General features: G+C 45.6%; 13 protein-coding genes. 5 read left to right on the forward strand and 8 right to left on the reverse strand.

Annotated features, from left to right (window positions below):
* Positions 1–159 precede the first annotated feature (159 nt).
* Positions 160–2256 (reverse strand): polyphosphate kinase 1, encoded by a 2097-nt coding sequence (ppk1, locus tag NFI80_RS10005; protein ID WP_235161339.1) that lies wholly within the window; start codon positions 2254–2256, stop codon positions 160–162.
* Positions 2257–2399: 143 nt separating this feature from the next.
* Between ppk1 and NFI80_RS10010 the strand changes: the two genes are divergently transcribed.
* Positions 2400–3422, forward strand: coding sequence for an aldo/keto reductase (locus NFI80_RS10010; RefSeq protein WP_235161340.1), 1023 nt, complete (start codon positions 2400–2402; stop codon positions 3420–3422).
* Between the two features lie 63 nt (positions 3423–3485).
* Here the strand turns inward: NFI80_RS10010 and pyrE are convergent, their stop codons facing one another.
* Together pyrE and NFI80_RS10020 are read right to left on the reverse strand one after the other, a co-directional pair.
* Entirely contained in the window at positions 3486–4130 is a 645-nt protein-coding gene (gene pyrE, locus NFI80_RS10015) for an orotate phosphoribosyltransferase (RefSeq protein WP_235163148.1), read from the reverse strand.
* Positions 4131–4132: 2 nt separating this feature from the next.
* A complete protein-coding gene (locus NFI80_RS10020) occupies positions 4133–5437 on the reverse strand; it encodes a hemolysin family protein (protein WP_255703353.1) in 1305 nt (434 codons plus the stop codon).
* 101 nt (positions 5438–5538) lie between these two features.
* On the opposite strand from NFI80_RS10020, the gene NFI80_RS10025 reads away from it, so the two are divergent.
* Complete coding sequence (locus tag NFI80_RS10025; RefSeq protein ID WP_235163147.1) at positions 5539–6228, forward strand: NUDIX hydrolase; 690 nt, start codon at positions 5539–5541, stop codon at positions 6226–6228.
* A gap of 33 nt (positions 6229–6261) precedes the next feature.
* Here NFI80_RS10025 and coaD read toward each other — a convergent pair whose 3' ends face one another.
* From coaD to NFI80_RS10045, 4 genes are all read right to left on the reverse strand, one after another.
* Positions 6262–6738 carry a pantetheine-phosphate adenylyltransferase gene (coaD, locus tag NFI80_RS10030; RefSeq protein WP_233796119.1) on the reverse strand — a complete coding sequence of 159 codons (477 nt, stop codon included), beginning with the start codon at positions 6736–6738 and terminating at the stop codon, positions 6262–6264.
* A gap of 17 nt (positions 6739–6755) precedes the next feature.
* Entirely contained in the window at positions 6756–7661 is a 906-nt protein-coding gene (locus tag NFI80_RS10035; protein ID WP_235163146.1) for a DUF3822 family protein, read from the reverse strand.
* A gap of 22 nt (positions 7662–7683) precedes the next feature.
* A complete protein-coding gene (locus tag NFI80_RS10040) occupies positions 7684–8187 on the reverse strand; it encodes an NUDIX domain-containing protein (RefSeq protein WP_235163145.1) in 504 nt (167 codons plus the stop codon).
* 68 nt (positions 8188–8255) lie between these two features.
* On the reverse strand, positions 8256–8696 hold the full coding sequence (locus tag NFI80_RS10045; RefSeq protein WP_026630290.1) for a CBS domain-containing protein: 441 nt from the start codon (positions 8694–8696) through the stop codon (positions 8256–8258).
* A 146-nt stretch (positions 8697–8842) separates the two neighbouring features.
* Between NFI80_RS10045 and NFI80_RS10050 the strand changes: the two genes are divergently transcribed.
* The gene (locus NFI80_RS10050; RefSeq protein WP_235163144.1) at positions 8843–10270 is read left to right on the forward strand and encodes an ATP-dependent DNA helicase; all 1428 of its coding nucleotides are present in this window, start codon (positions 8843–8845) and stop codon (positions 10268–10270) included.
* 402 nt (positions 10271–10672) lie between these two features.
* Here the strand turns inward: NFI80_RS10050 and NFI80_RS10055 are convergent, their stop codons facing one another.
* Positions 10673–11626 carry an L-threonylcarbamoyladenylate synthase gene (locus NFI80_RS10055; RefSeq protein ID WP_235163143.1) on the reverse strand — a complete coding sequence of 318 codons (954 nt, stop codon included), beginning with the start codon at positions 11624–11626 and terminating at the stop codon, positions 10673–10675.
* A 177-nt stretch (positions 11627–11803) separates the two neighbouring features.
* Here NFI80_RS10055 and NFI80_RS10060 point away from each other — a divergent pair, with 177 nt between their 5' ends.
* Both NFI80_RS10060 and NFI80_RS10065 read left to right on the forward strand, forming a co-directional pair.
* Positions 11804–13543 (forward strand): GMC family oxidoreductase, encoded by a 1740-nt coding sequence (locus tag NFI80_RS10060; protein ID WP_026630293.1) that lies wholly within the window; start codon positions 11804–11806, stop codon positions 13541–13543.
* 28 nt (positions 13544–13571) lie between these two features.
* A complete protein-coding gene (locus NFI80_RS10065; protein ID WP_233796114.1) occupies positions 13572–14207 on the forward strand; it encodes a gluconate 2-dehydrogenase subunit 3 family protein in 636 nt (211 codons plus the stop codon).
* The last annotated feature ends 72 nt before the right edge of the window (positions 14208–14279 follow it).

Here is a 14279-nt window from a genome sequence, read left to right on the forward strand (position 1 = left end):
ATAAACATATAGTCCTTACCGCTCAAGAGGATTTTGACCCGTTTATTCAAAACATTTTGTCCTTTAAACTATTTTTTCCTGCAAACACCCCAGATTAAATCTAACAGCGGATTATTAAATTTATGCGTAAAAAAATTTTTTTAAACGCCTGAAAATGTTTTATTCAGCCCTTTTCGGGGGTCCTGTTTTCTCAATTTTTTCGACCAGACGATAATTCGATTCCTGCGCGCGAACCTTCCCGCGCGAGTCGTCGGTGATTCTTAAATTATTCTGATAAAGGTCCAGCCTGACAGACTTCTGGTTGTCGCTTACATAGTTCCTGAGCACAAGACGCATCTGATTTTTCAGCGCTTCATCCAGGATCGGGAAGCATACATCAATGCGGCGGTGCAGGTTGCGGTGCGTCCAGTCGCAGGACGACAAATACATTTCATCATTGCCGCGATTGGCAAAATGAAATATCCGCGTGTTCTCCACATAGCGGTCTACGTGACGGCTTACTACAATGTTATCACTGATCGACGGCAGCCCGGAAATGAGCCCGCAACTTTCACTGACGATCACATGCACCGGAACGCCGGCCTGCCCGGCCTGATAAATTTTATCGATCAGCATATGATCCTGCAGCTGATTAATTTTAATGGTCACAAAGGATTTCAGCCCGGCATTACAATTGGCAATTTCGCGGTCTATCAGATCCAAAAGCCTTTTTTGGAGTGTAAATTGTGTTACAAACAGATTATTAAATGGCAGATATTTATATTTCTTCGGCTCGTCCTGCGTAGACAAATATCCAAAAAGCAATTCCAGCTCATTGGTCAGTTCCCGGTGGCTCGTTAACAATGCGTGATCAACGATTTCCCGGCTGGTAAGCCTGTAAAAACCGCCCGTTCCAAAAAATGCGTACCGTTCCCAGCCTTTGTGGACTTTGCGTTTGACCAAAGCAATTTTGGCATGTACTTTCAATCCGGGGACGCTCAGAATGATCTTTACGCCCGCATCCCGCATTTTTTTGGACCAATGCAAATTTTCCTGAATGTCGAGCTTCGTATTAAGCTCTACATAAGTTGTTACCCGCTTGCCATTGCGTGCTGCACTGATCAACGAGTTCAGTATAAAAGAGTTAGGACTGATCTTGTAAAGCGAAACGTGGATCTCGCGCACATGCGGGTCGACGGCAGCTTCGTTAAAAAACCGCACGATAGGCTCGTAAGAATGGTAAGGCAAATGCAGCAGTTGATCTGCCTTTTGTATGGATTCAAAAACAGAGGTAACATCGTCGAAATCCGGATTCTGGATTGGGCGCTGAACAGGATAATCCAATCGCCGTGAAAGTTGCGGGAAGGTCATCAGGTCCTGCATATAAATGTAATGTCCCCGCTCGTGAAACTCGTTCATCGGGATGGCAGCCTTGCTGACCAGATATTCACGCATATACAGCGGCATACCCGATTCATAGAAATATTGCGCGGGCTGGACAAAATTGCGTTTTTCCAGCTGTTTCAAAATGCGCTGCGCAAGCTGCATCGGATACTCGTCTTCTATCGACAGTTCGGTATCTTTCTCGACCCGTAACGCATAGCTTTCTAAAACATCGTAACCCGGAAAAAGCAAGGGCAGATGTTCCCTGATAACGTCTTCCAGGAAAGCAACCTGCTTTTTCCCATCCAGTTCCGGCAACTCCGCGAAGCGGCCAAAAAGCTCGGACGGAATATTTACAATCGCATACCAATCCTCCTCCGTATCATCCCTATGCTGCAGCCTGACAACCAGATACAATTGTTTAGATTCGAAAAAAGGCATTTTTGAACTTCTCCGACTGTCCAGAAAAACGGGCTGCAAATGCCTGAAAAGCTTGTCGACAAAAAATTTCCTCAGAAAATTCAGATGCTCATTGGCAAATGTTTCCCGATAATATAAATGTACGCCCTGCTCATGCAGCGCCGGAAGAATTCCTGTAAGTAATATGTCGTTGAACTCGCGCAGCTGGTTTTCAACCGTTTCGTAAACGTGTTCCAGCAATGACTCAGGGAAAAGATTGAGTTTGGTACGGATATCGTTGCTCACCTCCCCCATGGCCAGTAAGCTGGGAACACGTGCACGGAAGAATTCTTTGGTTTGATATGCGTAAATGCCAAGAAAACGTAAACGTTCCCTCACCGGTACAGTCTCATCGTTGGCTTCCAGTAATAATCGGTAATTATTAGACAGCCAGCTTAGATTTGTATCGAAGTAGGGATAAGCAACATCTATCATTGATTAAGGTAAAAAAGATTCAAAATTTGCTACAATATAAATACATTTGGCCGGTAAGGATCTAACTTTGCGACACAAAGATTTAACAAAGTTCGGCAAGCATCCGATGTTATTTCTTTCATTTAAAACTTAATTACAGTACTATGCAATATCAATTATTGGGCCGGTCAGGTTTACGTGTTTCGGAAGTTTGCCTGGGCACCATGACCTTCGGAACTGAATGGGGATGGGGAGCGGATAAGCATGAAAGCTATAAGATATTCGAAAGTTTCGCAGGCGCAGGGGGCAATTTTATCGATACAGCCAACCGCTATACAGAAGGCTCTTCTGAAAAATATGTAGGTGAATTCATTGAAAATGACCGTGATCATTGGGTCTTAGCGACCAAATTCACGCTGAAAGACCGGAACGACGACCTTAATTTTGCCGGTAACCACCGCAAAAACATGATGCGCTCGGTAAGAGCAAGCTTGAAGCGCCTGAATACGGAATACATTGACCTGCTATGGGTTCATCTTTGGGACAATACAACCCCTGTTGAGGAAGTAATGCGCGGCCTGGACGACCTGGTCACACGAGGTTTGGTCCATTATGTCGGCATTTCGGATACACCTGCCTGGGTGGTTTCACAGGCAAATACGATTGCAGATTTTCGCGGCTGGAATGCATTTGCGGCCATTCAGTTTGAATATTCCCTTATTCAGCGCACACCGGAACGCGACTTGCTTCCTATGGCAAAAGCGCTTGGACTTGCTGTAACCCCCTGGGGCACAATAGGTGGGGGCGCACTTACCGGAAAATATTTACGCGGTGAAGCCGGTCGCGTTCCGGACCATAGCATCCGCAGAAACGAGCATAGTAGCATTATAGCACAAACTGTGGTGGATGTGGCCAGTGAATTGGGCGTAACGCCGGTGCAGGTGGCGATCAACTGGGCGCGTCACCGCGATCAGGTAATGATCCCGATCATTGGTGCTTCAAAGGAAAAACAACTTGTGGATTCGCTTGGCTGCCTGTCGTTCAAGTTGCCGGATGAAATGATCGCGCGCCTTAACGAGGTAAGTAAAATCGAGCTGGGTTTCCCGCATGAATTTCTTAAATCCGAAGGCGTGAAGGAAGAGGCGTTCGGAGGACTTTATGAAAAGCTGGAAAATCACAGAAGCTAACTGTAACGTATCGGCCGCCGGCCATTAAATGTAAAAGCCGGCAGCCGATAGCATTTGCTATTGCTAATTTCTGCCCCAGGTCTCAGGAGCTACGCGCCATGCGCTCAGACTTTCCAGTTGAGAGCTGTCAATGTAATTGTGTTCCAATGCGGTTTCTATCAATGCATTGTAATTGCTCACTGTGCTGAGCTTTACATTTTTCTCTTTGAAATTATTTTCTGCAACCGCGAAGCCATAGGTAAAAATCGCGACCATTCCAGCCACTTCAATCTCCGCTTCCCGCAGCACGTCAACCACTTTCAAAGAGCTTCCGCCGGTTGAGATCAGGTCTTCAATGATAATCACCGACTGACCTTTTTCCAGTCTGCCCTCGATCTGATTGCCCATGCCGTGCTTCTTAGGCTCAGGACGAACATATGCAAAAGGCAATTCCAGCAAGTCTGCTACCAATGCTCCCTGGGCAATGCCGCCCGTTGCCACACCTACAACTGCCTGCACATCAGGATATTCCTTTTTGATCAATGCCGCTAAGGTCTTTTTGATAAAAGTCCGCGTGTCAGGATAAGATAACGCCACACGGTTATCGCAGTAAATGGGAGACAGCCAGCCCGAACTCCATTGGAATGGCTTGTCGGGACTTAGTTTTATTGCTTTGGCTTCAAGCAGCAATTCAGCGATTCTTTTGGTAATATCCTGTTGGTTTAGCATTGCTAGTCTTCGGATTCTTCGTTTGTACTATGATTGATTACTAATAATTTATCGATCCGGCTCCGGTCCATATCAATCACTTCAAACTCGAAGTGCTTCCATTTGAACTTCTCGCCGGTGGTAGGAATATTTTCAAGAATGTGCAGCACAAAACCGCCCAATGTGTTAAATCCAACAAACTCCCGGCGCTCAGCTTCCTGAATGTTGAGATTGAAATACTGGATAAAATCATCGAATGGCAATTGCGCATCGATGAGAAAGCTGCCGTCTTCCCTCCGGACCACTTCGGATGCTTCTTCAATGTCCTCGGAAATATCACCAACGAGCGCATCCATGATGTCGTGCATGGTTAACACGCCCAGAATGCCGCCATACTCATCCACAATGATACCGAAATAGACGCGCTGCTCTTTGAATTTGGCCAGGGCCTGATATGCACGGTTGCTTTCGGGCAGATAAACCGGGTCTTTTACAACCGCATTCATATTGGCAAGCTGCGCTTCTATATCCGTTGCAATGAGGTCTTTCACATAAACCAAACCCACCACATCATCCACAGCGCCGCGGCAAACTGGATAAATCGAATGTCTTGCATCGAAAATCTTGGCTTTATTTTCCTCAACAGAATCTTCCAGGTCCAGCCAAACGATCTCCTGGCGATTGGTCATGAGTGACGTCACTTTCCTGTCTCCCAACTGGAACACATTGTGAACGATCTCCTGTTCAATTTCTTCAAAGACACCGCCCGAAGTCCCTTCCTGTATCAAACTTTTAATTTCCTCTTCTGTGACCGAATTTTCACTTTGTTTGATATTTAAAATCTTGATAATGAAGTCACTGGAAAAGCCTAACAATGCGATAAAGGGCGCCGTGGCCTTCGAAAGCAGGTTCATAGGCATGGCCATGAACTTCGAAATGGATTCGGGATTAGCCATTCCTATTCTTTTAGGAACCAGCTCACCAAGGACTAATGATAAATATGTTATAAATACCAGCACTGATCCAACAGCCAGAGAATGGGCATATGGCATCAGAAACGGGATAGTAGCAATGTATTTTTCAAAATCACTCGTAATGTTGTCACCGCTGTACATACCAGTCAAAAGACCGATAAGCGTGATGCCGATTTGCACGGTGGACAGAAAACGAGTGGGTGAATTGGCGAGATGAAGGGCTGCTTTCGCACTGGAATCTCCATTTTTTGCAGCGGCTTCGAGACGTGATTTGCGGGATGAGACGAGTGCAATCTCAGACATGGAAAAGACACCATTGAGCAGCACAAGCAGTAGAATTATCAGGAGTTCCAAGAACTGTATATTTGATACAAGCACAAATTTATCAATAATAATCACTGTCTAAACTAAACTCTTTACTTAATTTTGGCATCGATTCACGTACCATTTGAAAAATGATCATTTTTTTTGACGACCGTCCTTTGCGAATTGTACGGAACAATCAGCTTTCTGCGACGGAAACTTCCGCCTTCGATCACATTGTAGACCTGAGACTTGATAAGTTGCAAAAAAAGATGCTAACCGGCCACGTGCTCTTCCTGAACACCACTGCCGCCTCTGCCATGCAGCTCATTGAACTCCTGGACAAAGCCGTCCCGGCAGACATGTTATCAGTCACGATGGCGACGCGGGAAAGGTCGGAAGTAGAAGAGAAAATTAAAGGCAGTTACAAAGTTATCAAGGCCGCAGGAGGTGTTGTGGTGAAGGAAGGAAAGTGGCTTTTCATGTTCCGCCGCAAAAAGTGGGACCTGCCCAAAGGCAAGCTGGACAAAGGTGAAAATTCCAGAACGGCTGCTATCAGAGAGATTGAAGAAGAAACGGGCGTAAGAGCATCAGTTAAGGACAAAATCTGCACCACATGGCACACTTACAGCCTCAATAACAACCGGATTTTAAAGCGGACGAAATGGTATCTTTTTGACTGCATTGATGACGCCAACATGCAGCCGCAGGCGGAAGAGCAGATTGAAAAACTTGGCTGGTATACGCAGAGCGAAGCCAAATCTATTCTTATAAATTCTTACAGCTCAATTCGTTACGTAATTGAAAGCTTGAATAAAACCCACGACATTAAAGAACAATAATATCGCAAGACTATACTTTTAATAAACTCAGCCTCAATGGTTGAGTTTATTTAGTTCAGAAAGGGAATAAGGGAGAAAATCATCCACACGCTGACCATAGCGGTGCAAATCGCGGATAATGCTCGAACTGATCGGGGCCAGCATGGGTGAAGTGATCAGAAATACCGTTTCAATTTCTTCGTAAAGATATCGGTTGACCTGCGAGATGCCATTTTCGTACTCGAAATCGGTCGTGTTACGCAAACCCCTCAGCAGAAATGTGGCTCCCAGTTCACGCGCTGTATGCGCAGTAAGGTCATCATAAGTAACAACCTTCACATTCGTTTGATCCGAAAAAGTCTTTTCGATCATTTCCTTCATCACATCGAGCGGGAAATAGCGCTTCTTGGTTGCGTTGTTCCCAATGCCAATGACCACTTCATCAAAAAGCCGTAATCCGCGTAAAACAATGTCTTCGTGCCCTTTTGTGAATGGATCAAACGATCCCGGAAATAGTGCTATACGCTTCATAAGAGCAGTATTTACAATTAAGATGATACGAGGTAGGTATTGAAAAGGCCAAAATAACGATGTCCCGGAACGTCCGCACATTGTCTGTTGTATTTCAGCGTTGTGGGCCCGTTGCCGATCTGCAAATTGGGGAAAAATCTTGAAAGCTCGGTGTAAGCGTCGGAAGAAGATGCGATTTCACCGTAGCAAAGCACTTTCATCTCCTCGGGAAGGAAATTAAGCTGGCTTAGTGTGAACAGAATGATGTAGGCCAGTTCCTGCGTTTTGGAAAAGCGGAACCGGTTGCAAAGTATCAGTTGCTGGCTTTCGGTAATGACCAGCGTGAAATAATCTTTATCAAAATAAACGGAAACCATCCTCAGCTGCTGATGTTCCAGATGGCTTACCAGCGCGCCAATGATCAGCGGGCTGGTCAAATGGTAGAATGTGATCTGCGACGACCCAAAATGGTTGATCATCCAGTCGTACCAGATCTGCGGAACGCTGAAAACATTGTGTGCGCGGATAAGCGGAAGATCGTGATAGAGCACTTTTTCATCCTTAGGAACCGGGTTACCCAATGCAAATGCGAGATAATCGGACGCAGCATCTTGCTCAAAAATCAGATTGGGAATTAAGCTGAATGCGTGTGAATTAATTGAAATCCTGACATATTTCCAGCTATGCGATGACCAGAGCAAATGTCCGGTAAAAACCTTTTTGAGCCTTTCAAAGATCTCCGTAGGGTTTAAAACGGTTTCAAAGCTGTAATCTTCTAGCCAGATACACTCCATGTTTTCATCGCGGACAATGCAAAACCGGATGCGTCTTTCATCCACCTCAATGCACAATGTGCACAATGGAATACTGGACGCGTCGAATGAGTTATCGCCTACAAGCAGCGTAGGAATAATTTCAATGACCTGGTTTTCAGAATTTGCCACAATAAAGGGGTAAAGTTTAAATCTATATTAATGTTTCAGGTTGGGGTAAAAACTTGTCCAACCTGAGCAACTCTTCCAATGATCGCACTCTGCTGAAAATGCTGTGAGATGCATCTGAGGGAAAAGATTTGATTTCATCGAGCCGTAAAAATTTGACTTCCTCAATGATCTGGTTTGCCGCTGAAATTTCCGGATCAGCGCCTTTATCCATCTTGCCTTGCACTGCTTTTATCTCAAAAAAAAGCTCAATAGCGTGAAGTGGAGGCCGTACATGCTCGTTGACAAACAGCAAATCCCCTATTTCGGCATTCAGACCGGTTTCTTCTCTGATCTCCCGTTTCAAGGCCGCTTCCGCAGTTTCCCCGAAAAGAATCCCTCCGCCCGGCGGGCTCCAAAAAGACTGCTCTTTGCCATACAATGAATGATTTACCAAAAGAATCCGATCCCGGACAATGTATATGCCGCTTACACGAACACGCACATTCCCGCCGTATAAATTCTTTACTTCATCATTCAAAGTCTGCACCAGCGCTCACTTTTTTGGAGCGGCAAAGATAACCAACCTGGGATAATTGACAAGATATAATATAAGGATCAGGAATAAGGACTTCCCGAGATGTAGCTTTCGAGCGTATTGATGTGCTCCTTTTGTTCGTAGATAATAGCGGAAACAATGTCATTGATGGAGATGATCCCGACGAGCTTTCCATCCTGATTAACAGGCAGATGTCGGATATGTTTGTCAGACATGATCTGCATACATTCCTCAATTTTCTGGTCCGTTTCAACCGTGATAACCTTACTCGTCATAACTTCCCGGATGCGCGTGTCCCGCGAACTCTTTCCCTGCAGAATAACTTTTCTGGCATAATCCCTTTCGGAAAAGATCCCGATCAATTCATTATCTTCAAGAACCAAAACTGCACCGATGTTCTTAGCGGCCATGAGTTCCAGAGCTTCAAACACCGTATTGTCCTGCGTTACCGACCAAAGCGCATTGACAGGCTTGTTGCCCATTACATGTTGTACTAGCATAGATGATTGAGGTTTTGGAGTGTAATTGATAAACTTTGGAAATCTAATATATGCAATTACGCCTTTAAAATACAATAAATTCTAAGTATATTTTTGTAACTGAGGCACACTTTGATTTTAGTAATCCTTGCCTTAGCTTCGGCATTATGGAAACAGATAAGATTTTACCTTCCCAACTTTTACGCAAGCGTTTTCCTTTCAAACCCACCGAAGGCCAGCTCCGTTTTTTCGAGCAGACCAATGATTTCCTCGTCGAAGAAAAAGGCCTGGAACGTTACCGCGACTGCTTTTTGCTGAAAGGTTATGCAGGAACAGGAAAGACCACCATTATCAGCACATTAATCAAAGTGTTGAAGAATTTCGGCTACAAATCCATTTTGCTCGCCCCGACCGGCCGTGCTGCAAAAGTAATGTCAGGCTATTCCGAAAAGATCGCATTAACGATCCATAAGAAAATATACAAGCAAACCGCCGACTCTTTTTCGGGCAACCTGACATTCCAGCGCCAGAAAAATTACCATGATAATACGCTCTTCATCGTCGATGAAGCTTCCATGATCACCGATGATGCCGATTTCGGCAACAAAAGTTTGCTCGCCGATTTGATCGAATTTGTTTTCGAAAACCCCGGAAACAAGCTCATGCTGGTTGGCGACGTGGCGCAGCTCCCGCCCGTTGGTAAGGAACTGAGCCCCGCCCTGGACGGCGATTATCTGGAAAAGACATTCTATATGTCTGTGTTTCAGGAAGAATTAAGGGAAGTAATGCGGCAGGATGAGGAATCCGGAATATTGTTCAATGCAACTTCATTAAGGAACCAGCTGGTCGCAGAAAAACCCGAAATTCAGATCACCACACGCTCCTACCGAGATGTGTTCAAGATGACCGGTGAAAAATTGGAAGAAGGGCTTCGCTACGCTTACGACAAATACGGCCAGGAAAATTCCATCATCCTGACGCGTTCCAACAAATCCGCTGTTCAATACAATGAATACATCCGGCGCACAATTAACTTCTCCGAAGAAGAACTCGATGCCGGTGACCGGCTGATGGTGGTCCGCAACAATTACAACATTCTCGACGAGGATTCACCCGCAGGCTTCATCGCCAACGGAGATTTTGTTGAATTATTAAAGATCCGAAAAACGCAGGAAATGCACGGTTTCCGCTTCGCAGACGTAACATTACGCCTGACGGATTACGAAAAACAACCGGAATTCGACGCCAAAATCTTCCTCGACACATTACATTCCGCCTCCCCTTCCCTATCAGCCGAGGATAACAAGAAGCTGTACGAAAGCGTCCAGAAGGACTATTTTGATATCGCTTCCAAGAAAGAAAGAATGGAAGCATTGCGGAAAGATCCTTTTCTAAATGCATTGCAAGTAAAATTCGCATATGCATTAACCTGCCACAAGGCCCAGGGCGGCCAATGGAGTTCCGTGTTTATTGATCAGGGCTATTTGCCCGAGGAACAAATCAATATAGAATTTATCCGCTGGCTCTACACGGCCATTACAAGGGCAACCGACGAAGTTTTCCTAATGAATTTCCACCAGCACTTTTTCAAATAAAAATGCTAAAAGCATCAAATGGCGGAGCCATGACAAATCGGTAGCAAAAAACAATTTCGAATACAATGTAATGCCGGCAGGCATATAACGACATGCATAATGCTAGCTGTCGCATCCCTCCGGGATTGGCAATTTGCATTGACATTGTTCATTCTACCAATATTGCGTCGCTCTGCGACTTTCCTAGCAAAATGAAGCATCACAAAATGCAAAAAAATGCCAGAGGCATGACATATCGGTAGCAAAAAACAATTTCGAACACAATGTAATGCCGGCAGGCATGTAACGACATGCATAATGCTTGCCGTCGCATCCCTCCGGGATTGGCAATTTGCATTGACATTGTTCATTCTACCAATATTGCGTCGCTTTGCGACTTACTACTTCGCTTCGGCGCGGTTGCTACTTAGCAGCGGCGCGTTGCAGACGGTCGTTGATCGCAAGGCCTAAGCCTTCTGATGGGACACGTTCTGCCCGGATCTGCTCCACAGACAATGTATCCAACTCTCTCAGAAAAGCGAACAAGTTATGCGCAGCTTCCTTCATATCACCGCTTTTACTTAAAATACGCTGATATTTGAGATCAATGCCTTCCAGATATTTGTCAAAAACCAGATAACCTGTCAGCTCATCATCTCCTGCCGGAAATATTCCTCTCTCATACAAATAAAGCGGTTTCCTGGGCGCGTAGTGGCTTTTCAACATTCCCGGCGCTTTGGGGTTCGATGAAGAATGTGGCATAAGCTTTACTTTTCCAACGATCTCCTCAATATCCTCCACGGCTAAACCGCCCAACCTGTACACCACCGGTTCGTCATTTTCAAAACCCACAATGGTCGATTCAATGCCCACTTCGCTTTCACCTCCATCCAATATATAGGCTATCTTTTCTCCCAATTGCGCATTTACATGGCCAGCATTCGTAGGGCTAATGTAACCGAACGGGTTAGCACTGGGCGCAGCAAGTGGAAATGGTAGTTCCTTCAAAAGTTCAAGCAGCAAAGGATGATTAGGAACGCGCACGGCAACATTATCCAGTCCGGACGTTACCAGATCAGGAATGATCTGTTTTTTGGGAAGCAGTAAAGTCAGCGGGCCGGGCCAGAAACGCACCGCGAGCTGCAATGCTTTTTCCGGAAAATCGGAAACGTATTGCTGCACTTTTTCTAGTGAATCCGTGTGAATGATCAGCGGATCAAAGGCTGGCCGGTTTTTTACCTCGAAAATAGACAGCACCGCACTGTCGTTCAATGCATTACCAGCCAATCCATAAACAGTTTCGGTAGGAATAGCCACCAATTCCCCTTTCATGAGGAATTCTTTTGCAACTTCAATATCGTTTCCGGTAATCGCCAAAGTGGATGCTGTTTTTCAAAATGCAAAAGTACAGCGATGATTGTTAAGAGCAAATGTTGGGGCGACTCATTTAGATTGTTTTTAAATAACCTTTAAAATTGAGATTGCAGACTACTGGTATATAATCCGTGTTTATATTTATTGATTAAATAGCATTTCTAAACTACCCTTTTTACTATGTTTCAAATCAAAGAACAACCTGCTGTTTTTGACGTCTGTATCATTGGCTCAGGAGCGGGAGGTGGAATGGCAGCACTTCAACTTGCCCAACAGGGAGCCAAAGTGGCGCTGTTGGAGGCAGGTGGATATTTCGATCCTGCTGATCCTAAATATATTACGCAGCTCAAATGGCCATACGAGTCGCCACGCCGCGGTGCTTCCAACCACCGTCCGTTCGGGGATTTCGATGCTGCCTGGGGAGGCTGGGAACTGGAAGGGGAACCTTACACAAGAAAGAACGGAACACAATTCGACTGGTTCAGATCGCGGATGCTGGGCGGCCGTACCAATCACTGGGGCCGTATTTCGCTGCGTTTCGGACCAAAAGATTTCAAAAGAAAAAGCATAGACGGACTTGGCGACGACTGGCCGATCGGTTACGACGACGTGAAGCCTTACTATGATAAAGTTGATAAGCTGATCGGGGTTTTCGGAACGGTTGAGAACATGGACAATGAGCCGGATGGCATCTTCCTTCCTCCTCCAAAGCCACGTTTGCACGAGCTTTTCATTAAGCAGGCTGGTAAGAAGGCTAACATTCCGGTTATTCCGTCCAGGCTTTCGATCTTAACCAAACCGATTAACGATCAGCGTGGGGTTTGCTTCTATTGCAGCCAGTGCTCCCGCGCCTGCCAGGCATATGCGGATTTTTCTTCGTCATCTGTGCTTTGTATCCCTGCTGTAAAAACGGGTAATGTTACATTGATCAACAATGCTATGGCACGCGAAGTGCTTACCGATCCGGTTACAGGGCTTGCAACAGGCGTTTCTTACGTTGACAGCCAAAAGCTTACCGAGCATACCATTAAGGCAAAAGTTGTTGTTCTTGCTGCAAGTGCAGGTGAATCTGCGAGGCTGCTATTAAACTCAAAATCAGACAGACACCCGAACGGACTAGCCAATTCAAGCGGCGTAGTAGGAAGATATCTGCACGATTCAACGGGTGCTTCACGCGGCGCATTCCTTCCGCATTTGATGGACAGAAAGCGTTATAATGAGGATGGTGTAGGCGGAATGCACGTGTACACGCCTTGGTGGCTGGACAACAAAAAACTGGATTTCCCAAGAGGTTACCACATTGAATACGGCGGCGGAATGGGCATGCCTAGCTACGGATTCGGTGCCGGAATTGAAAATATGAACGGAAAATACCCGACAGCGGCAGGTGTCACCAAGCCAGCGGGTGGATATGGTTCGTCATTGAAAGAAGATTACCGTCGTTTCTACGGAGCTTACGTCGGCATGGCCGGTCGTGGCGAAGCGGTTCCCAATTTTGATAACTACTGCGAAATTGACCCGAATGTGGTTGATAAGTTTGGTATTCCTGTTCTTCGTTTCCACTACAAATGGACGGATTATGAGATCAAACAAGCAAAACACATGCATGACACTTTCGAAGAGATCATTCATGCATTGGGTGGCGTTGCGAGTGGAACCAAACCTGGCGCAGACACCAATTACGGCATTGCAGCTCCGGGTCGTATCATTCACGAAGTAGGAACGGTGCGTATGGGTAATGATCCCAAAACTTCTGCGTTGAACAAGTTCTCACAAGCGCACGACGCGAAAAACGTGTTTGTGGTAGATGGTGGTTCTTTTGTATCCCAAGCGGATAAGAACCCAACCTGGACCATTCTGGCGCTTTCTATGAGAGCTTCGGAGTATATCACGGAGCAGGTTAAACAGAAAAATATCTAACATTGGAACACAGTTTCAAATCATAACTATGAAACGTCGAGATACATTAAAAGCATTAACGCTCAGTTCCTTAGGGATAACCGCATTAAGCCCGCAGGTTGCCCTCGCTGAACAAAGAGAACTTGATATCCAAACGCCCCCGGAAACCCCGCTTAAAATTCCGGGTGGACGCACAAAGGAAGAAGCGATCAGGGACGCCAAATTAATGAAGGAAAAATTCCTTACAGTGGCAGAACTGGCAACCATCAAAGTGCTGGTAGACATTATCATTCCGGCTGATGATAAATCGGGCAGCGCGTCACAAGCGGGCGTACCGGATTTTATCGAATTCATTGCTAAGGATATGCCTCAAAACCAGGTTCCTTTGCGTGGTGGGCTGAAATGGCTGGAATTGGAATCCAATAAAAGATTCAAGAAAGGCTTTACATTATTGACCAAAGCCCAGCAATTGCAGATTGTGGACGACATTGCCTATCCTGAAAAGGCGAAACCAATGCACAGCCAGGGTGTTGCCTTCTTCAATCTTATGCGTAATTTAACTGCATCCGGTTACTATACATCCAAGATTGGCATTGCTGACCTGGGTTATATGGGTAACACGCCAAATGTGTGGGAAGGTGTTCCTGCGGATGTTTTGAAGCAATATGGTTTGAGTTACGAATAGCATTTGATTTTATAGCAAAAGGCCCGATTACTTCTCAGTGACCGGGCCTTTTCATTTATAGTAACTTTGCTT

The sequence above is a fragment of the Dyadobacter chenhuakuii genome (assembly GCF_023821985.2).
GTDB lineage: Bacteria > Bacteroidota > Bacteroidia > Cytophagales > Spirosomataceae > Dyadobacter > Dyadobacter chenhuakuii.

Bases quoted from the DNA above. Each gene is read 5' to 3' on its own strand.
- NFI80_RS10065 (WP_233796114.1), top strand. From the start codon at position 13,572: ATGAAACGTCGAGATACATTAAAAGCATTAACGCTCAGTTCCTTAGGG.
- NFI80_RS10010 (WP_235161340.1), top strand. From the start codon at position 2,400: ATGCAATATCAATTATTGGGCCGGTCAGGTTTACGTGTTTCGGAAGTT.
- coaD (WP_233796119.1), bottom strand. From the start codon at position 6,738: ATGAAGCGTATAGCACTATTTCCGGGATCGTTTGATCCATTCACAAAA.
- NFI80_RS10045 (WP_026630290.1), bottom strand. From the start codon at position 8,696: ATGCTAGTACAACATGTAATGGGCAACAAGCCTGTCAATGCGCTTTGG.
- NFI80_RS10050 (WP_235163144.1), top strand. From the start codon at position 8,843: ATGGAAACAGATAAGATTTTACCTTCCCAACTTTTACGCAAGCGTTTT.
- NFI80_RS10060 (WP_026630293.1), top strand. From the start codon at position 11,804: ATGTTTCAAATCAAAGAACAACCTGCTGTTTTTGACGTCTGTATCATT.
- pyrE (WP_235163148.1), bottom strand. From the start codon at position 4,130: ATGCTAAACCAACAGGATATTACCAAAAGAATCGCTGAATTGCTGCTT.
- ppk1 (WP_235161339.1), bottom strand. From the start codon at position 2,256: ATGATAGATGTTGCTTATCCCTACTTCGATACAAATCTAAGCTGGCTG.
- NFI80_RS10025 (WP_235163147.1), top strand. From the start codon at position 5,539: ATGATCATTTTTTTTGACGACCGTCCTTTGCGAATTGTACGGAACAAT.